Annotated in this window: 17 protein-coding genes and 1 pseudogene; 5 read left to right on the top strand and 13 right to left on the bottom strand. The window is 64.8% G+C overall.

What is annotated here, in order from left to right:
• Positions 1-204, top strand: a pseudogene (locus tag ACESNG_RS02325) (hypothetical protein); the annotation flags it as partial.
• Positions 205-345: 141 nt separating this feature from the next.
• Here ACESNG_RS02325 and ACESNG_RS02320 read toward each other — a convergent pair.
• The 3 genes from ACESNG_RS02320 to msrA form a co-directional block, all read right to left on the bottom strand.
• Positions 346-1944, bottom strand: a complete 1599-nt coding sequence (locus tag ACESNG_RS02320; RefSeq protein ID WP_373067625.1) for a serine hydrolase domain-containing protein — start codon at positions 1942-1944, stop codon at positions 346-348.
• On the bottom strand, positions 1944-4640 hold the full coding sequence (locus tag ACESNG_RS02315; RefSeq protein WP_373061038.1) for a protein kinase domain-containing protein: 2697 nt from the start codon (positions 4638-4640) through the stop codon (positions 1944-1946). The genes ACESNG_RS02320 and ACESNG_RS02315 overlap by 1 nt, the downstream gene beginning before the upstream one ends.
• 66 nt (positions 4641-4706) lie before the next feature.
• Positions 4707-5324 (bottom strand): peptide-methionine (S)-S-oxide reductase MsrA, encoded by a 618-nt coding sequence (gene msrA / locus ACESNG_RS02310; RefSeq protein ID WP_373061037.1) that lies wholly within the window; start codon positions 5322-5324, stop codon positions 4707-4709.
• 193 nt (positions 5325-5517) lie between these two features.
• On the opposite strand from msrA, the gene ACESNG_RS02305 reads away from it, so the two are divergent.
• The gene (locus ACESNG_RS02305) at positions 5518-8907 is read left to right on the top strand and encodes an SNF2-related protein (RefSeq protein WP_373067623.1); all 3390 of its coding nucleotides are present in this window, start codon (positions 5518-5520) and stop codon (positions 8905-8907) included.
• A gap of 102 nt (positions 8908-9009) precedes the next feature.
• Positions 9010-9240 (top strand): DUF6364 family protein, encoded by a 231-nt coding sequence (locus tag ACESNG_RS02300; RefSeq protein ID WP_373061035.1) that lies wholly within the window; start codon positions 9010-9012, stop codon positions 9238-9240.
• Positions 9241-9309: 69 nt separating this feature from the next.
• Here the strand turns inward: ACESNG_RS02300 and ACESNG_RS02295 are convergent, their stop codons facing one another.
• The 3 genes from ACESNG_RS02295 to ACESNG_RS02285 form a co-directional block, all read right to left on the bottom strand.
• Positions 9310-9696: a PIN domain-containing protein gene (locus ACESNG_RS02295; RefSeq protein WP_373067620.1), complete on the bottom strand. Its 387-nt coding sequence runs from the start codon at positions 9694-9696 to the stop codon at positions 9310-9312.
• A complete protein-coding gene (locus tag ACESNG_RS02290) occupies positions 9693-9929 on the bottom strand; it encodes an AbrB/MazE/SpoVT family DNA-binding domain-containing protein (protein ID WP_373061033.1) in 237 nt (78 codons plus the stop codon). Before ACESNG_RS02290 ends, ACESNG_RS02295 begins: the two co-directional genes overlap by 4 nt.
• Before the next feature lie 429 nt (positions 9930-10358).
• A complete protein-coding gene (locus tag ACESNG_RS02285; protein ID WP_373061032.1) occupies positions 10359-10640 on the bottom strand; it encodes a HipA domain-containing protein in 282 nt (93 codons plus the stop codon).
• Positions 10641-10824: 184 nt separating this feature from the next.
• Here ACESNG_RS02285 and ACESNG_RS02280 point away from each other — a divergent pair, with 184 nt between their 5' ends.
• The gene (locus tag ACESNG_RS02280) at positions 10825-11040 is read left to right on the top strand and encodes a hypothetical protein (RefSeq protein ID WP_373061031.1); all 216 of its coding nucleotides are present in this window, start codon (positions 10825-10827) and stop codon (positions 11038-11040) included.
• Between the two features lie 245 nt (positions 11041-11285).
• Here the strand turns inward: ACESNG_RS02280 and ACESNG_RS02275 are convergent, their stop codons facing one another.
• From ACESNG_RS02275 to ACESNG_RS02260, 4 genes are all read right to left on the bottom strand, one after another.
• Positions 11286-13016, bottom strand: coding sequence for a carboxypeptidase regulatory-like domain-containing protein (locus ACESNG_RS02275; protein ID WP_373067618.1), 1731 nt, complete (start codon positions 13014-13016; stop codon positions 11286-11288).
• A 6-nt stretch (positions 13017-13022) separates the two neighbouring features.
• Positions 13023-13439 carry a PIN domain-containing protein gene (locus ACESNG_RS02270; protein WP_373061029.1) on the bottom strand — a complete coding sequence of 139 codons (417 nt, stop codon included), beginning with the start codon at positions 13437-13439 and terminating at the stop codon, positions 13023-13025.
• Between the two features lie 131 nt (positions 13440-13570).
• Entirely contained in the window at positions 13571-14182 is a 612-nt protein-coding gene (locus ACESNG_RS02265) for a hypothetical protein (protein ID WP_373061028.1), read from the bottom strand.
• Positions 14183-14386: 204 nt separating this feature from the next.
• Positions 14387-15409, bottom strand: a complete 1023-nt coding sequence (locus ACESNG_RS02260) for a class 1 fructose-bisphosphatase (RefSeq protein WP_373067616.1) — start codon at positions 15407-15409, stop codon at positions 14387-14389.
• Positions 15410-15503: 94 nt separating this feature from the next.
• Between ACESNG_RS02260 and ACESNG_RS02255 the strand changes: the two genes are divergently transcribed.
• Positions 15504-15968 (top strand): hypothetical protein, encoded by a 465-nt coding sequence (locus ACESNG_RS02255; RefSeq protein ID WP_373067613.1) that lies wholly within the window; start codon positions 15504-15506, stop codon positions 15966-15968.
• 30 nt (positions 15969-15998) lie between these two features.
• On the opposite strand, the gene ilvD is transcribed toward ACESNG_RS02255, so the two are convergent.
• Genes ilvD through ACESNG_RS02240 form a run of 3 tightly spaced genes read right to left on the bottom strand, consistent with a single transcriptional unit; the run spans position 15999 to position 19412 of the window.
• Positions 15999-17702, bottom strand: a complete 1704-nt coding sequence (gene ilvD / locus ACESNG_RS02250; RefSeq protein ID WP_373061025.1) for a dihydroxy-acid dehydratase — start codon at positions 17700-17702, stop codon at positions 15999-16001.
• Positions 17699-18643 (bottom strand): NAD(P)-dependent oxidoreductase, encoded by a 945-nt coding sequence (locus ACESNG_RS02245; protein ID WP_373061024.1) that lies wholly within the window; start codon positions 18641-18643, stop codon positions 17699-17701. The genes ilvD and ACESNG_RS02245 overlap by 4 nt, the downstream gene beginning before the upstream one ends.
• On the bottom strand, positions 18636-19412 hold the full coding sequence (locus ACESNG_RS02240; RefSeq protein WP_373061023.1) for an SDR family NAD(P)-dependent oxidoreductase: 777 nt from the start codon (positions 19410-19412) through the stop codon (positions 18636-18638). The genes ACESNG_RS02245 and ACESNG_RS02240 overlap by 8 nt, the downstream gene beginning before the upstream one ends.
• Positions 19413-19462 lie beyond the last annotated feature (50 nt).

The following is a 19462-nucleotide window of genomic DNA, read 5'->3' as shown; positions in this document are numbered from 1 at the left end:
TTCATGATCACCGATCCGCCCACCTCACCGCCCAAAGCCAGCGATCAGATCGTGTTCGGCGTGATCACGGCGGTGGTGTCGTATCTGGTCTTTGAGCTGGTCGGTGCGGTGTACTTCCTTCTGGCCGGCCTGCTCGTCGCCAATAAGTGGGAAGCATGGCGGCGATATCGGGTGCGTGCTGCGCGGACTCCGACCGCAAGGTAAAGAGTCTCGAGCACTGGGTTCGAGGTGCTTGTGGATGTCAACGTCTGCTCGGATGGTCCGCTTTTCAACGCGAAGTTCACGTCAGGCTGTAGGCCTGACAGCTAACGGGAAGCCATCCAAACGTACCACCGAACTCACACATCACTGCCGACACAATGGTGCCGGCCCCAACACGGCATCCGCCCGCAGCGGCACCACCGTGAACTGCTGCACGCGCGCCGGTTCGGTTGGCGCTAGAGTTACGGCTACGCTCAGCGCACCGTTGGCGCACTGCATGCGCCACACACCACGCAACGCGTTCTCAGCCTGGAGCTGACCCACCGCCTTGCAGTTACCGCCCACCGCGTTCGACATCTGCTCGATGGCGGCGGCGCGACGGGGGCCTGACTCGTCGAGAAACAGATTCATCGCGGCAATGCTGTCGGCCAGCGGTTGCTTCCACTCCTGCACCAGGCGCGTGACCTGCTCCTGCATGGCCAGCAGCACCGGCGCCGGCTGCGGCTCGCGCGGCTTGAGACCGCCGCCCTTGGCGAGGATCTCGAGCGACTGGTCGATCACGCCCGTCCATCCCGTATACGTGAGATTGCCGAGGGCCACGATGCCGACACCGTGCTCGGGAAGCCAGCGCATCTGTGAGCCGAAGCCGGGAAGACCGCCGGAGTGCGACACGATATGCGCGAACAAACAGTTCGACGCCGAACGCAGTCCGTATGCGTAGCCGCCCGCATTCAGTGACAGCACGCCGGCCGTGTTGCGTGCGGCCGTTGCGCCGCTGAAGCGCGCGATCTGCTGCATTTCGCGCAGCGACGACCGCTTCAGCACCGGCGACTCGGCGCCATCGCGCGCCGGCCACGCGTCGAGCATGAGCGCCACCCAGCGACTCAGATCGGCACTCGACGTGAGCATGCCACCCATCGCGCCGAATGAGCCGTCGGGAAGCGCCGCTTCCTCGAGCCATGCGCCGTCTTGCATCCGATAGCCGTGCGCGAGGCGGTTGGCGGGCACGGCGCGCGCTTCCATGGTGGTGGAGGTCATGCCGAGCGGACGTAGCACGCGCTGCTGGATGTAGCGCGCGTAGGGCATACCGCTCACGTTCTGCACGATGCGGCCGAGAATGGCAAACCCGAAGTTTGAATACTCATACGCCGTGCCCGGCGACGTCGAGAACGGAATGCCGGATTTTATCATCGCCGAGAGCTGCGCATCGGTGGCGGCGAGTTGCTGATCGCCCCACGGATTATCCTCCGGAAAGCCTGCGGAGTGTGACAGCAGGTGCCGGATCGTGATACGCGGCGCATCGCTCGTGGCGTACCGCATCGATTTGAGTTCCGGTACATAGCGCTCCGCCGGTTCATCGAGCGAGAGCTTGCCGGCGTCGCGCAGCTGCAGAATCGACAACGCGGTGAAGCTCTTGGTCATCGACGCAATGCGGAACACCGAGCTGGTGTCCACGGCCGCCTTACTCGGCACCTCCCGAAGGCCGAGGGCGGCCACGTGCAGGAGCTTGCCATCCACGATCACGCCGTAGGCGATGCCCGGTACGCGCGCGCTCGCGGCGAAGGCGCGCATCGCGCTGTCGATCTGCGGTAGCGTGGTGCGCAGCTTGGCAACGCGATCGGGATCGGTGAAGCGCGCGGGCGGCGCGATGCTGGATTGCGCAGCGGCGTGACTGACCGCGGCCGCGGAAAGCATTGTCACGGCAAGCGTATGCACGAGCACGGGAGCAAGAGCACGGTGCATCAGGAGCCTGGCTGTAAGTTGAGCACGACTTCAAGTCCGAGCAGTCTGAGCAGTCGTGCGGTGTCGACGAAGATCAAGCTGGCGCCGTCGGGCGAGATCGTCCAGTCGCGCACGTAACCTCGGGTGTAGATCGTGCGCTCTGCGCCCAGTACCGGCTTCCCGTTGGGCCCCGTCGAAAACGACAAGCCGATGAAGGCGCTCTTCGCATTGACGAAGTACAGGGTACGCCCGTCGCCGCTCCATATCGGCAGTCTCCCCCCGCCCGACGACACAGCAGTGCGCGAGGTCGGCGCGGGAAACGGACTGACGAAGACCTGATCAATACCCGAAAGGTTCGCGGTATAGACGAGCCAGCGTCCGTCCGGTGAGATGGCTGGCGATTCTTCGCGAGCGGTGCTGTTCGCGTACGGTTGGACCGGCCCACCAACGCTTCGCCGGAAGATGCCGATATCTGAGCTGGACGAACCGTTGAAAGCTGATCCCGACACAGCTATCCAGTCGCCGTTCATCGAGACACCGTCCACCGCAGACCAGCGCGTGATCGCGGGGAGTGCGACGCCATTGCCACTGCCATCCGAGGGACGCACCGAAAACGTCATCGGCTCACGCGAGAGATATACCACGCTGTCATCGCGCGCGGTGAATGCCGGTAGGCGCCCGTAGTCGTCGCTCGTGACCGTCTGCGTCACGCCTCGAGTGAGATCATGCGTCACCACTCCCCAGCTGCCGCGGGCAATCCGGGACTGCATCGCCAGTCGCTGCCCGTCGTGCGAGAACGCGGCACTTCCCAGGAGGATGGCGCTCGTGCTCGGAAAGAGAATCGGTGAATTGACGCCGTTGCGTCGCACGGTAATACTGGTGTTCGGCGTCCACGTGCTCTCGAAACCATCGGATTCACGACGCGCCAGCACCAGCGTCCCATTCGGAGCGACGGCATACTCGGCGTGGGCCAGGATGGGAGAGCGCAGCACGTTCCCGTCGCCGATCTTGACAGGCGGTCCGATCGTGTCTCCCTTCACCGGGTCGAAAAGAAATGCCAGCAGGACGCCCTCGCGATTCACCAGGAGTCGTTTCCATGCGGGAACGTAGGTGGGCGTGGCGCCGAGCATCAACCGTTTGGGAACCGTCGAACCGGTCGCGAGCCAATACACCTGCGGCACGCGCTCCAAGCTTGCATAGGAGAACAGCACGCCGTGCCCGCCCGCTACCGCCGACGGACCCGTGGGTTGTCGCTCGAGGGAGTCGGCTTTCAGACGGGTGGTGAGCTGCGACGATTGGAGGTCCGCGCTGTAGATGGCGGTGCCAACGGTCACCAGTATGCGATCGTTCGAGAGCCACGTGGAACCGCTCACGAAACCAGCGGGCAGCGCGCTTACCTCGGTCGCGACACCGCCGCGCAATGGCATGCGGAACAGTCGCTGGTTGGCCGCGAACGCCACCTGTTGTCCATCGGGCGAAATCGACATCGATGTTGCGCCTTCAGTGCCTGGTAGTATCACGGACGTGAGCGAGCCAAGGTCGCGCACCACGAGACGCTGCGGGAGCGCGCTTTCGGCAGAATCGGTGGGGACGGGTCTGGCCTGAAAGACCACCGTCTGTCCGTCCGGCGAGAGCACCATCATCTGTCCACAGCAGACGGCATGCAGCTCGAGCGAATCGGGCGCGGCGATCAGGAATCGCACGGGTTTTGCCTTGGCTGAAGGCACCGTCGCGGGTGCAAGCGACGTGATCCCGATGGCGCTCAGCATCGCGCCTGCCGCGATCCCACCTATCCACAGCATTGCACGGCGCACGAAGCCCACGGCTGGTTGTCGCGTAGAGGCTCGCCGCGCGCCGCTGACTGGGCGAACGGCCGCATCGACATTTCCGAGGGCGAAAGCGAATCGTTCAGCCGTCGCGTGCCGGTCGGCCGGCAATTTCTCGAGGGCGGTGGCCACCGCGCTCCAGACGTACTCCGGAACACTCTTGCGCAGATCGGTGAGCGGCACCGGATCGGTGGCCAGCACCTTGGCGACGATCGCCTGCATCGTGGGGCCGGTGAACGGCGGCTCGCCGGCCAACATCTCGTACGTCACGGCGCCCAAGGCAAACACGTCGGCGCGCGCGTCGACGGTCTTTTCGCCCATCGCCTGCTCGGGCGCCATATACTGCGGCGTGCCGAGTGAAAGGCCGGTCTGCGTCATGCGCTGGCCGCCCGCTTCCTTCACGGCCAGCGCTATCCCAAAGTCTGCTACCATCGGGCGCCCGTCGTGCAGCAAAATATTCTCGGGCTTGACGTCACGGTGCACGACCCCGCGCTTGTGCGCGTAGTCGAGTGCGCTCGCGACGTCCTGTGCGATACGCACGGCGTCAGCCACCGGCAGCTGCCGTTCGCGCTCGATGCGTGCGCGAAGTGTCTCGCCCTCCACGAAGGGCATGACGTAGAACACCAAGCCGTCCGCGCTGCCGGAATCGAACAGCGGCAGAATGTGCGGGTGCTGCAGGCTGGCGGTGAGTTCGATCTCTTTGAGAAAACGCTCTGTGCCCATCACGGCCGACAACTCGGGGTGAAGCACCTTGATCGCGACGCGCCGATGGTGCCGCATGTCCTCAGCGAGGTATACCGTCGCCATGCCGCCAGCGCCGAGCTCACGCTCGAGGCGATAGCGGCCATCCAGCGCCCGCGTTAGGCGCTCATGTACATCGGGCGAGGTCACGGAGTCGGGGCTGGAGAAATCGCTCCTCCAAAATACCGCGCAACCCCGACAACACGCGAGTCGCGCTTACTTGCCCTGCGTCTTCTCCCAGAGCGCCGGATACTGCTTCTTGAGCGCGTCGATCTTGGGGAGGTCGTTGTACACGATGTACGGCTGGTCGGTATGGCTGTACAGATAGTTCTGGTGGTACGACTCGGCGTCGTAGAACCTGGACAGCGACGCCACCTGAGTCACGATCGGGCGCGGAAACGCTCTCGCCTGGGTAAGCTGCGCAATGACGGTGGTCGCGCTCTTCTGCTGCTCGGCGCTCGTGAAGAAGATGGCCGAACGGTATTGGGTGCCCACATCGGGCCCTTGGCGGTTGAGCTCCGTGGGGTTATGCGCCACGGTGAAGAACACGGCCAACAGCGTTTCGTACGACACGATGGCCGGGTCGAAGGTCACCTTCACGACTTCGGCGTGACCGGTGCGACCGCCACTGACCGATTCGTAGTCCGGGTTCACCACCGTGCCGCCAGCGTAGCCGGACACAACCGACTTCACGCCCTTCACGTGCTCAAACACGGCTTCCACGCCCCAGAAGCAGCCACCGGCGAATACGGCGGTTTGCACCGGCGCTGCGTATGCCGTCGGCGTAAACGACAGAGTGGCAACGAGTGCCGCCGCGATGAGTGAGCGAAACATTTCACGTCTCCTGAGAGGAATACCCACACCGACGCCGGCGACAGGCTACTGAAGATAGCCGAAATCGGTGCGGGAAGTTCCCTGTGGGCCGTGGGCTCGAATGCGTAATCGTAGAAAGTCAGGCGACGTACACGGAGCCGGGCTTCTGGCGCGTGCCAAACGGGATTCGCTTCCCGGCGCTAACGTACGGATCATGAAGCTCCCCGCGAAACTCGTCCGCCTGTTCCCGGCAGTGATTCAGGCGCGGGGAGAGGGGTACGTTGCCTCTGGCTCGATAAAGATCGCCAGCACCACGGGTCATCGCGTGCTGGCACTGGCGCACGGCACGGCCACCTACGCCCTCGACCTCTCGGCGCGGCCCGGCCAGTTGTCGCTTGCCTGCACGTGCCCGAATGCCGCCGAATGGGGCTGCTGCAAGCACTTGTGGGCGCTGCTGCAGGTGACGAACAGCGGCGGGAAGTTGGCCGGACTGCTCAATATCGTTGGCGCAGCCGGAAAGTATCGGTTCGCCGTTTCAGATGTACCGGACGACGATGGCGACGGGCTGCCGGACGACGATCTGTACGACTATTTCGACGACGATGAATTGGACGACGACCTCGATGACGAATTGATCGACCTGTTCATTGGCGATGCGTCAGCCGGTGCCGTGCCCCGCGTCGGCACCGCAGGCCAGCCGAACCGGCGTCCGCCAGTGCCGCCCAAGCCAGCGTGGGTAGACATCGTGCAGCAGTCGCTCTGGCAGATGCAGGCCGCGAAGGCGTCGGAGCCGACTACCTCGCGCGCGGAGGAATGGCCCGCCGACCGTCGTTTGGTGTACATCATCGATCTCGACGCCTCCACTCGTGTACCAGGACTCAAGATCGAGCTCGGTACCGAAAAACGCGATCGCCACGGTGTGTGGAGCACGGCCAAGCGGTTCCAATACTCGTCTGCTGTCTGGTTCAACGCGCCCGACGCCATCGACCGCCAGATCGCCGAGATGCTGCTCGGCCCCTCCGACTTGCGCGGAGTGACCGGCTTGCCGACCGGTGGTTTCTTCCTGCGTCCGCGGGCCTTCGCGACGACGCTGCGGCTGATGTGTGAAACCGGTCGCGCTCGCACGCGGAGCGCGCGGGCCGACTTGCACGATCGACCGCTGCACTGGGACGATGGTGTGCCGTGGCGGTTTCGCTTGCGCATCACACGGTCGTCGGACGGCGAACACCAGTTGAGGGGCGTGTTCTGTCGGGGTGATGACGAACATGCCGTGTCGGCGCCGCAATGGGTGCATTCGGCCGGCGTGATGCTGATGGCGGATGCGGTCGCCGTCTTCGATCATGAGGGAGCGTTCCCGCTGGTGGCCGCGTTGCGCGCCACCGAAACGCTACCGCTTGGTCAGGATCCGTCGGATTTTCTGGAGCAGCTGCACCGGCTGCCGCACATCCCGGCGCTGGACCTTCCGGAAGGCGAGGCGCTGAGCAGTAGTGACGTGGTCCCCACGCCGTGCTTGACGATCACCAGTGGCACTCCGTCGTGGCGCGCGACGCTGCCACAGCTGGCGCTCCGCTTCCGCTATGGCGCCGTCAGCATCGATGCGGCAGAGACCGCGTCGGTAGTTTTCGATCGATCGGCACGGCTGGTGTATCGCCGTCGAGAAGACGCGGAGCAGTTGTCGCGCGAGCGCTTGCGTGCGCTCGGTGCGCGCGATGAGTGGAACTACACCGCCAAGGCTCACGGTCTCGTGGTCTCGACGTCGAACTTGATGCCGATGGTGCGCGCGTTGGTTACAGAAGGGTGGGAGGTCGCGGCCAACGGCATCGCGTATCGCGCGGCCGGGCGGATTCGCGCCGCGGTGCACTCGGGTGTGGACTGGTTTGACCTGTCGGGGACGGTGCCCTACGGGGACATCGACATGTCGCTGGCCGCGGTGATCGACGCCCACCAGAAGCACGCTGGCATGGTACCACTGGCCGACGGTGTGATGGGATTGGTGCCGACCGAGGCGTTGGAGCGCATGGGCGTGCTGCTCGGCGCGGGGATACGTACCGACGGTGTGATTCGCTATCGACGCTCGCAACTCGCGCTGCTGGATGTGTTGCTGGATGCGATGCCCGACGTCGATGTGGACGCCGCGCTGCAGCGTGCACGCGGCGAGCTGGCGACGTTTCGGAACATCGCCGCGGCCGATGCGACGGCTGGTTTTACCGGTACGCTGCGGCACTATCAGCGCGAGGGTCTGGGCTGGTTCGACTTCCTCCGGCGCTTCGAGCTTGGTGGCTGCCTGGCCGATGAGATGGGACTCGGCAAAACGGTCCAGGTGCTGGCGCTACTCGAGGCGCGTCGCGCCGAAGGGGCGGGCCTCTCGTTGCTGGTGGTGCCGCGTTCGCTGGTGTTCAACTGGCTGCGCGAAGCAGCGCGTTTCGCACCATCGCTGCGCATGCTCGACTATAGCGGCACGACCCGCGCGGCCGACGCGCTCGACTCCAGCGAGGTCGACGTGGTCATCACCACCTACGGCACGTTGCGTCGTGACGTGGCCACACTCGGCGAGCGTGAATTCGACTACCTCGTGCTCGACGAGGCGCAGGCGATCAAGAATGCCAGTACCGTCACCGCGAAGGCGTGTCGACTCGTGCGCGCTCGCCATCGCCTGGCATTGAGCGGAACACCGATCGAGAACCGCATCGAGGAGCTGTGGAGTCTCTTCGAGTTCCTCAACCCCGGCATGCTCGGCGCGGCCACTCGCTTCAGTGTGGCCGCCCGCGCGGCGGCGTCTGGCCTCGAGGGCGTGGTCGAGCCCGGGAGCCAGAGCGTGTTGTCACGTGCGTTGCGACCGGTGATCCTGCGACGCACGAAGGCGATGGTAGCACCGGAACTGCCGGCCCGCATCGAGCAGACGCTGGAAGTGGAGCTGGAGCCAAAACAGCGCGCATTTTACGACAAGCTGCGCCGGCAGTTCCAGGCCAGCGTGCGCGATCGGGTGGAACGCGACGGCATGCAGAAGGCGCGCATGCACATTCTCGAAGCGTTGCTGCGCTTGCGGCAAGCGGCGTGTCATCCGGCGTTGGCAGACAAGTCACGAGGTGTGTGGCCGTCGGCCAAGCTCGACGCGCTACTCCCGGCGTTGCAGGAAGTCGCGGCCGAAGGGCAAAAAGCACTCGTGTTCTCGCAGTTCACGTCGTTTCTGGCACTCGTGAAGGAACGGCTCGATGCGGCGGGTATTGTATACGAGTACCTGGATGGCCGCACCAAGAACCGCCAGGCGCGGGTCGATCGCTTCCAGGCGGACGAGAGTTGTCCGGTGTTCCTCATCAGTCTCAAGGCTGGTGGACACGGACTCAATCTCACATCGGCCCAGTATGTGTTCCTGCTCGATCCGTGGTGGAATCCGGCGGTCGAGGCGCAAGCGATCGACCGCGCACATCGCATCGGTCAATCGCGGCGGGTGATGGCCACGCGTCTGGTCGCGAGCGACACCATCGAGTCGAAGATCCTGCAGCTGCAGCAGTCGAAGCGACAGTTGGCCGACGCAATCCTGTCCGAAGATGCGGGCGCGCTGGGGTCGATCGGACGGGAGGAGCTGGACTTGCTGTTGAGTTGACGGAACGAGTGGCGGGGATCAACCGCGCAATACCGCTGCGGTCACGTAGCGCAACACGTATACTGCGTGGAGAACACGTGCACGTATACCGAGGGGCATGCCATGAAGATCAAGTTGACCGTCACGATCGACCGTGACCTGCTCCCCAAGGCCAAGCGCTATGCTCGAGAACGTGGCGTCTCGCTCTCCGAGCTTATCGAAGCCAACTTGCGGCACGTCAGCCGCGAGAGCGACGGGCCTTCGTTCTCGTCGACCTGGCGGGGAAAGTTCATCGCGCGCTCTGGCGATGGCGACGACGACCGCTATCGCGCGCTGGCGAAGAAGTACCTGTGATCATCTTGGTCGACGCAATCACGCAAGCTGTGTGTTCCAGCCGTCGAGTGGGGTGCGCAGCATGCCACGCTATTTCAGCAATGTCATCCCAGCGCGCTTATCGAATATTACGGTCTTGTCGCAGCCCGCTGCTTCCGCGCTACGTTGAATGAGGCAATCGGCGAAGTCGGCACGGCTCGACTCGAATTGCCTGAGTGCTTGCCACACCACCTCAGCGTCCTGCACCGCCAGCTGACGGATACTCAAAATTCGCCTGACGATCTCCGCGACCTCGGCTCGCGTCGCCCCATAGCTACTTTCGCTGACCCAGACGACTTCGGCGAGCACGACCAACCCGACAAAGCCGGGAATTTCTGCGGTGCATCGTGTTTCGATCAACGCGGTCGCAAGGGCTGCCTGCGCCCGGTCGTCCTGCGCTAGATACCGGACCAGCACGTTGGTATCGAGACCGATCACCGACCGCCGCCGCGTGCACGGATCGCCGCATTCATCTGGCTGATGCTGACCGGTGTCGCCGGTTTCCGCAGCAGCCCTTTCAGTACGCGCACGTCATCACTGGCCGGCTTGATGGCGAAACCACCATCCACTTCAACGAACTCCACTCGATCTCCCGATTCGAGTCCAAGTCGCCGCCGGACATCGGCGGGGATGGTAATCTGTCCTTTGGACGTTACGGTCGCAGTGCTCATGAGCGCTCCTTTTCCTTACAATAAAGTAAGGACTGAGCTTTTTCAAGCTCGCGAGCGATAATCGAGCGCCGTATCCTGCGGCGATGAAGCGCGCTCCAGCCGCAAGCCGGCAGTGGTCGTTCCACGCGATTCCGGAGAATCGGGTCGAAGGCATGGATTGTTGCGGGGCGGGAAGCATTTCATACGCATCACGGCCAAGGTTCGTCAGGAGACGAAGACCAAGACCGGCGATCGTGTTCGACTGCGAAGCACCGTCCCCGATCGTGCAGTCGTGACGAAAGACTTCAAAGCGCTGCCGCCCGGCAAGCAGAACTTCATCATCCGACGCATTGACTCTACGACGTAGTGAGCTCGACACGTTGCGGTCGGCGCGGTCTTGACGACGCTGTGCTTCACGCAATACGGCGTTGTGCCACGGCGCGTTCGACGTCACCGAGCACGGTCGCGGCGCGGATTCACGTCGAAGGCTGGCGACAGGCGCCAGAGTTCTTCGAGGTCGGCCGCCGAATCGGCGCTTCGTTGCCGAATGACGTCGGCGATCTCCGTCTCCGCGTGCTCGCCGCTCTCTCGGGGTGCAATCGTCATCAGCGTCGCGGGCGAAACGAAGAAAAGTCGACGTTCGGCGCCCGTCACCAAGTCGCGGACTCGGTCGAACCGGCGCACCAAGGCGACCCGAACGCCATCGCTGTCCACCAGGCGTGCAGCCGCCACGTCGATCCCCGCCTGCCGCGCGGGGTATCATCAACCGCGAGGAGGAAATCCAGCGCGGTGACGAGTACGTGCATGTCCTCGTCGCGTGCGGGGCGAACGGCGGGCCGCTCACCAGCGGCAGCGTCGGGTCTATCGCGTAGCGGGTGGGTATGCCGAGCCATGAGGCGGCGTACTCGAACGACCCGTGCTCCCGCCGCCCGTGCTACTTCGGCTGTGGGGTCCGCTTGGGGCGGACCTTCGTGGGCAGGTCGGCGATCTCCAAGGCGGTGCCCGTGTCGTCGGCCTGCGGGTCGGTGCCGCGCTCGAGACCACCCTACTCGAGTCCGAGAACGAACAACGCTATCAGGTAGGTGCCCATCGCCACCGTAGGAGCGCCCTGTTCAACTCGGCGGAAGTTTGACGGATCACGCCAATCCGCTCGGCCATCATAGCAGCCGTCAGCTTGCGTCGGCGTCGCGCGATGTTGATCCCACGGCCAGCGGCAACTAGTGAGTGTCGGACGCGTGTAGGGAGTATATCAATATTCGCCATAAGGGTGCTCTATCGTCCATAGGACGTCTTCAGGGATGCTACATCATTCGTTATCGTATGCCAATCGACTGCGGCCGGTGAGCGCGGCCGTGCGCCGCGAAGCGATAGCGTTCGTCAGTTCTGCGGTCGCACGACCAGCGGCACCATCTGCAGGGAACCGCCGAACTGCACGTCGAATACTCCTGGGTCAGCGTTGCGCATGCGAGCCGAAATGCGCGCGAGCCGTCCAACCGCGGCCGCCGACGCACAATACGTCGCCACGCCGTCCGCGCCGGTGGTGTAGTCCCTCGCCGCGTCCTGCCATCCCCCTGCTGCGGACTCCCACGCGATCGATACCCGCGCGCCCTCCACGGGATTGCCCGTCTCCGACATGATGCGAATCAGCAGCAGCGGACGATCGCCGTCGCGCCACTGTTTCGCGCGCTGGCACCGCTCCGTCACGAATGACTCCGCCGTTGGCACGCGTACGGATGCGTTGAGTGAATCACCGCGGCGCACCGCACCGGGCACCGGTACAGCCAACTCCAGCCCGATGGCGCGCAGTCGCTCGTCCGCCAGAAATACCTCGTAAGGTCCGGCGATCAGTTCGGCGAAGCGTGCGTGACCGGTACTGTCGATGCGTGCGCGATACGGTGACCGCGACAGTCTGAGCTCGCGCCCAGCCAGCGACTGCGTCGAATCGGGGAGCACGCGCAACAGGAGCGAACCGAAGCGACCACGCCACTGCGTGCTGTCGCGCCAGCGTGCTTCGGCCAGTGCGCCGCCCGTTTCGTTGATCACGCTGACGAACCGCTTCGCCGCGCCGCCGCTCACCTCTGCGCGACGGCCCGATCGCACGGTCAGGCTGGGTACGCCGGGGACGGATTCCATCACGAAACCCGCCAGACGCATCGACCAATGATCGATGAGGATCGATCCATTCGGCATGTCGCCAAAGACCACCTGGCCGCCCGGCCGGAGCGCGCGTAGTCGGGCGTCGGGCACGAGGTATTCGTAGTCGATGTGCGAGAGCGAGCGCCGCGCGCTGTCGATCCAGAGCGTCCCGTCGATCTCGACCCGGTCGGTGCGGCGGCGTGCCGGCGTGAACCGTACACCGACGCGCTCGGGATGTACCGGATCGGTCTTGGCCAGCTGCATGCAGTACCCGTCCAGGAACGCGTCGCTGAGCAACACCTCGGCGTCGGGACCGAAATACACGCGGTCGTCTGCGCTGTCCCGCACGAAGCCATTGCGGACGAAGCCCGCCGGCGTCAATGCCGCGGTGAACGACGCCATGGTACCGGTCGCCGAGTCGGTGACGACCGTCATGCGTGTCGCGCGCTCGCCATTGGTCTCGCGATCGAAGCTGTAGCGACGCAGCGTGACCGACTGTGATTCACGCGTCACAACCGCGGCCAGCAGCGCCGAGCGCGCCTGTTCCCAGAGACTGAAGGCGACCGGCGTATCAGCGCGGGTCGGGCAGGCGGCGCGCGCCGTGACGCGCATCCCGTCGAGCAGATTCGGCAAGCGCTCCATCATCACGTCCACCGTGGTGTCGCGCGAAACGACCGACGGGAGCACGATTTCGCGCGGGCGAAAGCCGAGTCGCAGCAGCTGCATGCGCGTGCTGCGAACGGTGCGCTCGAGTCGATACTCGCCGCGCGTGCCGGTAACGGTACGGCGCTGCATGACCCGGTCGGCGTCGAGGAGAGAAACCACGGCCCCGCTGATCGGCGCACCCGTGACGCCGTCGCGCACCGTACCGACAACGCGCGGCACCGGCTGCGCGTCGACGACGATCGAGCGCAGCAGCACGAACAGCACCAACGGCAGTGATGCGATACGGAACAGAAAGAGCGGCATCATCCCTCGCTATCTGAGCAATGTCATCCCAGCGCGCTTGTCGAATGTGACGGTCTTGCGGCAGCCCGCTGCTTTCGCGCTACGCTGAAGGAGGCCATCGGCGAAATCAGCACGACTCGACTCGAAGTGCCCGAGTGCTTGCCATACCACCTCAGCGTCCTGCACCGTCAGCTGTCGGATACTCAAAATATGCCGGACGATCTCCGCGACCTCGGCTCGCGACGCCCCGTAGCTACTCTCGCTGACCCGGATGACTTCCACGAGCACGACCAACCCGACAACGCCGGGACTTTCCGCGGTGCGGTGTGTTTCGATCAACGCGGTCGCCAACGAACTCCACCCGATCTCCCGATTGAGTCCGAGACGCCGCCAGACATCGGCGGCGATGGTGATCTGTCCTTTAAACGTGACGGTCGCCGCGCTCATGAGCTCTCCAGTCCCTTGCATAAAGTAAGGAATAAGGTTCTAAAGCGTGCGCGCGGTAATCGAGCGCCCCACGTCGTGGCCCGCCCGGCACACGGCACTTCATCAACCGACGGATCGACTCAACCACGTAGTCAGCTCATCGCGTCGTGGTCGGCGGCGTCCTGCCGGCGCTGCGCTTCACGCCAGTCCACGATGGGTGCCACGTCACGATCCTCGAGGGCGAGACTGGCCATCGCGCGCTCGATCACCGAGACGCCGAGCTCCGGCGGCAACGCTTGCCCGAACGCGAGTTCCGCACGTCGGCAGAGACGTTCTTCGCGCGGCAGATTCTCTTCCGTTCGATACACACCCATCGCGTGTACCCGCGCATGCACGCCCTCGTGCAGAATGGATGACGCCACGGGTGCCGCGCTGATGTCGCGACGCGCGAGGAAGGTGAGTTCGGTGATGATCACGTTGTCCTGCGGCATGAACGCGCCGCGGCAGGCGAACCGCTCCACGCGGATGCCGCGGATGTCGCGCCGCAGATGCGCGAGGCGCCACGGTTGATACGTGTCGATCAGCGCCAGCGATTCATCGAGGCGCGCCAGCACGTCGGCGGTGGCGATATCAGCGCGGGTGTTGATGACCTCGACCGGCACACCGTGTAACGTCGTACGCATGGTTTCCGGTGCATGCGTGCCATCGGTGTTCGGTGCAGCTGGTCGAAACATCGCAGCGAGTCGCTCGAGAAATCCGGACATTTACGAGATCGTTGGGGGAAACTGCAAACGGCAACAGCTGGAACACGGATGACACGGATCGACGGAAACGGCACGGATACGATGAACCGCGCGGCGTTTTCTATCTTATCCCGTGCTTTTCCCTTCGATCAGTCTCATCCGTGTTCTGGCTGTTGCTATTGCTGTGGCGTTGCTGTCATCGCAAGCCGCCGCAGCTGCCACGTTCTACATGCCCGGCGTTTCCCGGTGATACTGCTCGATGCGCAGGACCTCCTCGCTCGAGCCGAATATGAAGCCGATGCGCTGGTGCAGCCCGGTGGGCAGCACGTCCATGGTACGACTATAGCCGGTGCTGGCCATTCCACCGGCCTGTTCGATCAGGAACGCGATCGGATTGGCTTCGTACAGTAGTCGCAACCGACCGTGCCGCGTGTGATTCTTGCTGTCGCGTGGATACAGGAACACGCCACCGCGCATGAGAATGCGATGCGTTTCAGCGACCAGCGACGCGATCCAACGCATGTTGAAGTCGAAGCCGCGCGGACCCGACACGCCGGCCAGGCATTCGTCCACATACCGCTTCACGGCCGGTTCCCAGAAGCGGGTATTCGATGCGTTGATCGCGAACTCGCGCGCCGATGGGCCAACGCGGAGATTGGCGTGGCTGAGCACCCACTCGCTGAGCGACGGATCGAGCGTGAAGGCGTGCGTGCCGCGGCCGATCGTGAGTACCAGCATCGTACTGGGCCCGTACACCGCATAGCCCGCGCAGACCTGCGCGGTGCCGGGCTGCAGGAAATCGTCGAGCTTCGCGTGGGCGCCGGGCGTGCGCGCGCGTAGCACCGAAAAGATGCTGCCCACCGACATATTCACGTCGAGGTTCGACGAGCCATCGAGCGGATCGAAGACCAGCAGATACTTCCCGCGCGGCAAGTGCGATGGAATGGGGTAGGGCAGCTCGAGCTCTTCCGACGCCATGCCGGCGAGATGCCCACCCCACTCGGTGGCGCGCAGAAAGATCTCGTTGCTGGCGATATCGAGCGGCGTCTGCTCCTCACCATGCACGTTGTGAGAGCCGGCGCTCCCGAGCTCGCCCTGCAAGGCGCCATGCGCGACGCGACGCGCGATCGCTTTGCAAGCGAGCGCGATGTCGGTAACCAACGAGTCGAAGTCGCCGGTGGCTTCGGGAGCGCGACGGCGCTCCTCGATCAAAAACTGGGCGAGCGTGGCGCGTCCGGCTGTGGGCATGCGTTTCGAATCTCCTTTGGAGGGTGCGGCCATTATCTTACACCGGCTACCGTAGCCACCGCATTCGGTTACCCGGGTCCTTCCGTCCCCGCCCATGATCCTTGCCCTGCTGCTGCTCTCGCTGATCCGTACGCCGGCCGTCACCGACACGTTGCCCTGTGCGGCCGCGGCGCGCTTCCTGCGCGACGAGCGGCACATGATGGCCGAGGTGGAGGTCGACACCATCGACGACTGGCGCACCAGGAAAAAGGTTGCCGGATGCCGGATCACCGCGGCCGGTGGCACGGAGCTGGGTGTCAACAAGGAAGCGGTTCATTTCTACGAACTGTTGCGAGCCGCGAAGTGGGTACGCACGCCCGACCCTCGCGATTCGCCGAATGAAGGATCGCTGCGCTTTCGCTGGGGGCAGGCGGATTGCCTGTTCAACATCAATGCAGAGGCGATGCTCGGTACCGACGCCGAGCAGCGGGTGAACGACCGACTGCAGGTGCCGGCCAGGCAGACACGCTATCAGATTTTCGTGATGTGTATGCCCGCCATGCCGGCCGCGCCTCGGTAGGCGTGGGTGCGGCCGTTTCTCCTAAGCCGCTTACCCGTCCATCGGCCACTCCACGGCGCCCGAGTGCGTCACCGCACCTTGGCTCGCCGGGCCCACCAGTCGGGTGTACTTCTCCAGCACGCCGCCCAGCCTTGGCACGGCCGCGAGCGGTAGCTCGGCGAGGCGTGTGGCCAACTCGGCGTCACTGAGCTCCACCGTAATACGAAGCGCCTCAGGGCGGGCATCGATCGAAATGATATCTCGGTCTCGCAGCAGGGCGATCGGGCCTCTATCGGCCGCTTCCGGCCCCGCATGGCCTATACACAGGCCGCGGGTGGCGCCGCTGAAGCGTCCGTCGGTGAGCAGGGCGACGTCGGCTCCCATGCCCTGCCCGTAGATCAGCGCGGTGATGCCCAGCATCTCGCGCATGCCCGGGCCGCCACGCGGGCCCTCGTTACGGATCACGATCACGTCGCCGCGCTCGTAGCGCTGGTCGCGTATTGCCGCCTGCGCCTGCTCTTCGCACTCGAACACCCGCGCCGGTCCGCGATGGACCAGCGTGGCCAGTCCGGCAATCTTGAGCAGCGCACCATCGGGGCAGAGGTTGCCGGTGAGCATGGTGATGCCGCCGTTGGCCGAACGGGCGTTCTCCACCGTGCGTACCACCTCACCGTCGGGAAGCGCCGCGCCCTCGAGCTCCTGCGCCAGCGTGCGCCCGGTATACGTCAGGCATTCGCCGTTCAGCACGCCTGCCTCGAGCAGCGCGCTCAGGACCACACCGGCGCCGCCCACGTGGTACAGGTCGCGCGCCAGGAAGCGGCCACCCGGCTGCAGGTCGGCGATCAACGGCGTGCGCGCGAACACGGCGGCCACGTCGTCGAGATGAAATCTGATCCCAGCCTCGTGGGCGATGGCCGGCAAGTGCAGCGCCGCGTTGGTGGAGCCGCCCGTCGCCGACACCACGGCGCACGCGTTCTCGAGCGACGCACGTGTGACGATGTCGCGCGGCAGGGGACCGTCGCCCATTACCGCTCGCATAAGCGCCACACCCGCCCGTCGCATGAGGGGCGCGCGCTCGCTGTACACCGCCGGAATCATGCTGGAACCGATCGGCGCCAGCCCCAACGCCTCCGACACCATGCCCATCGTGTTGGCCGTGAATTGCCCAGCGCACGATCCGGCCGTGGGTATACACGAATGCGTGATCTCCTCCAGGTCGGCCGGCGTCGCTTCGTTGGCGAGCACCTTGCCGATCATCTCGTACGTCTCGGCGATGTTCGTGTCGCGACCGCGAAAATGCCCCGGTAGCGCCGCGCCGCCATGCACGAACACGCCGGGCACGTTGCAGCGTACGATGCCCATCATGAGGCCGGGTAGGTTCTTGTCGCAGCCGCCGATCGCGAAGATACCATCCCACTGATGACCGCGCGTGGACGCTTCCACGCTGTCGGCGATGATCTCGCGTGACACCAGCGAAAAGCGCATGCCGCTGTGCGCGATGGATAGACCATCGGACACCGATGCCACCGGACATTCATGCGGCATACCGCCAGCCGCGTAGATGCCCGTCTTGGCATGCAAGGCCTGATCGCGCAGCAGCATGTTGCACGGGCTCATCTCGCCGCCCGTGTGGAATACGCCGATGTGCGGACGCGCGATTTCATCGTCGTCCTGACCCAGCGCCTGCAAGAAGGCGCGGGTGGGCGCGCGCAGCATCCCTTCGTGGATGTTCGCCGAGCGGAAGCGTTTAGTCATAACGTATCGGGTGACGTGCTGCCGGAAGCAGATCGTTCGAGAAACAGCGTGATGATGCGCGACACGTCAGGATCGGCCCCGACGCTTTCCAGATGGCTGGCCTCCAGCATCACCTCCGACGCGCGCGTGGCCATCGGCGCATACGCCCCGCACTCACCGGCGAGTCGCACGACCTGGTCGATGTCCTTGCGGAACGTGCCGAGTCCGCCGATGCGTGGTGTCACAACACCGGCGGCCATGCGTGATCCGAAGACTTGAAGCGGCAGCGAGTCGGCGAACCCACCAGCCAACGCACCAGGAAGCTGCGTGGCGTCGATGCCGGACTTTCTCGCAAACGCCAGCATCTCGGCGATGGTCACGAGATTGCAGGCCACGATCATCTGGTTGCAGCTCTTTGCAAGCTGACCGGCGCCATGTCCACCCATGTGCGTCACGCGTTGTGACAACGCATCGAACACCGGTGCGGCGCGCGCGATGTCATCGGCCGCGCCACCGGCAAACACGATGAGTCGGCCCGCGCGCGCCAGTGGCAAGCCACCTGATACCGGTGCGTCGATCCACCGCGCGCCGCATGTACTGGCCAGATTTTCGGCCATCTCGCGCGTGGTGTCGGGTGCGATACTCGATAAGTCGATAAGCAACTGACCGGCCCGCAACACGGCGTCGATCCCCTGTTCGCCAAACACCACATCGTGCACTGCGGCGGTGTTGGTAAGACACAAGCACACGATGTCGCACGCCGCGGCGAGTGCGCGCGGCGAATCGGCCAGCGTGGCGCCCTGCTCCACGAGCGGTACGGCCTTACTGGGGGTGCGATTCCACACCGCCACCGACAGACCGCACTCGAGCAACCGCTGCACCATCGGGGTGCCGATGAGCCCCGTGCCGATGAACCCGATGCGTGGTTTCGCTTTCGCGACCGGCGTATTGGCGTCAAGCATAGAGGTGCAACCCGTTGTCCATGCGAATCACTTCGCCGGTGATACCGGGGGCACCGGCCACCAAAAAGTACGCGAGATCGGCCACCTCGTTCACCTCGAGCAACCGCGGCAACGCCTGCGTAACGAGGTACTTCGCTTCCACTGCCTCGAGTTGCTCGCCGCTCAGCACGCGGCTGGGCAGTCCACCGCTCACATAGCCGGGTGCAATCGCGTTCACACGAATGTGTGGCGCGAGGGCGCGGGCCAACGAGAGCGTGAGCGTGCTAACCGCCCCCTTCGAGGCAGCGTAGGCCACACTCGAGCCCAGTCCGGCCGTCCCCGCAATACTGGACAGGTTCACCACCGCGCCTCGTCCCGATTCGCGCAGTAGGTCACGACAGGCGCGGATCATGCGAAAGGTGCCGGTGAGATTCACGTCGTAGGTGCGCGCAAACTCGCTGTCCGGCAACGCGTCGAGGTCGGCGTGCGGAATGAACCGCGTGGTGCCGGCGCAGTTCACCAAGGCATCGGTGCGCCCGAAGCGCTCGCGCATCGTGGCCGCAGCGGTGTGGCAGCTTTCATTGCTGGTGACGTTGAGCAGCACTACCTCGGCCCGCGCTCCCAGCCCCATGCATTCGGCCGCAACCGCTTCGGCGGTAGCGCGGGTTTCGTCGTCAAGCGTACAGATGCCCACGTCCCAGTCATGGCTGGCAAAGGTGCGGGCGCAGGCGGCGCCAATTCCGGTGGCCGCACCGGTGATGAGGCAGACAGGTCTTGCGGGGGAGGTCATAAGGGGGAGCTTACCGGTGGGGAGGGGAATCGTCCACTCACCCGGCGGAT

Origin of the sequence: Gemmatimonas sp. (genome assembly GCF_041689975.1) — a bacterium.
Taxonomy (GTDB): Bacteria; Gemmatimonadota; Gemmatimonadetes; order Gemmatimonadales; family Gemmatimonadaceae; genus Gemmatimonas.
Note: the sequence above shows the minus strand (reverse complement) of the source record. Positions and strands in the feature narration are given on the sequence as shown.

Excerpts from the sequence above, each read along its gene's own strand:
- ACESNG_RS02300 (WP_373061035.1), top strand. The coding sequence starts at position 9,010 with ATGAAGATCAAGTTGACCGTCACGATCGACCGTGACCTGCTCCCCAAG.
- ACESNG_RS02245 (WP_373061024.1), bottom strand. The coding sequence starts at position 18,643 with ATGCTTGACGCCAATACGCCGGTCGCGAAAGCGAAACCACGCATCGGG.
- ACESNG_RS02265 (WP_373061028.1), bottom strand. The coding sequence starts at position 14,182 with ATGTCCGGATTTCTCGAGCGACTCGCTGCGATGTTTCGACCAGCTGCA.
- ACESNG_RS02260 (WP_373067616.1), bottom strand. The coding sequence starts at position 15,409 with ATGCCCACAGCCGGACGCGCCACGCTCGCCCAGTTTTTGATCGAGGAG.
- ACESNG_RS02270 (WP_373061029.1), bottom strand. The coding sequence starts at position 13,439 with ATGAGCGCGGCGACCGTCACGTTTAAAGGACAGATCACCATCGCCGCC.
- ACESNG_RS02320 (WP_373067625.1), bottom strand. The coding sequence starts at position 1,944 with ATGCACCGTGCTCTTGCTCCCGTGCTCGTGCATACGCTTGCCGTGACA.
- msrA (WP_373061037.1), bottom strand. The coding sequence starts at position 5,324 with ATGTTTCGCTCACTCATCGCGGCGGCACTCGTTGCCACTCTGTCGTTT.
- ACESNG_RS02305 (WP_373067623.1), top strand. The coding sequence starts at position 5,518 with ATGAAGCTCCCCGCGAAACTCGTCCGCCTGTTCCCGGCAGTGATTCAG.
- ACESNG_RS02255 (WP_373067613.1), top strand. The coding sequence starts at position 15,504 with ATGATCCTTGCCCTGCTGCTGCTCTCGCTGATCCGTACGCCGGCCGTC.
- ACESNG_RS02275 (WP_373067618.1), bottom strand. The coding sequence starts at position 13,016 with ATGATGCCGCTCTTTCTGTTCCGTATCGCATCACTGCCGTTGGTGCTG.
- ACESNG_RS02240 (WP_373061023.1), bottom strand. The coding sequence starts at position 19,412 with ATGACCTCCCCCGCAAGACCTGTCTGCCTCATCACCGGTGCGGCCACC.
- ilvD (WP_373061025.1), bottom strand. The coding sequence starts at position 17,702 with ATGACTAAACGCTTCCGCTCGGCGAACATCCACGAAGGGATGCTGCGC.
- ACESNG_RS02290 (WP_373061033.1), bottom strand. The coding sequence starts at position 9,929 with ATGAGCACTGCGACCGTAACGTCCAAAGGACAGATTACCATCCCCGCC.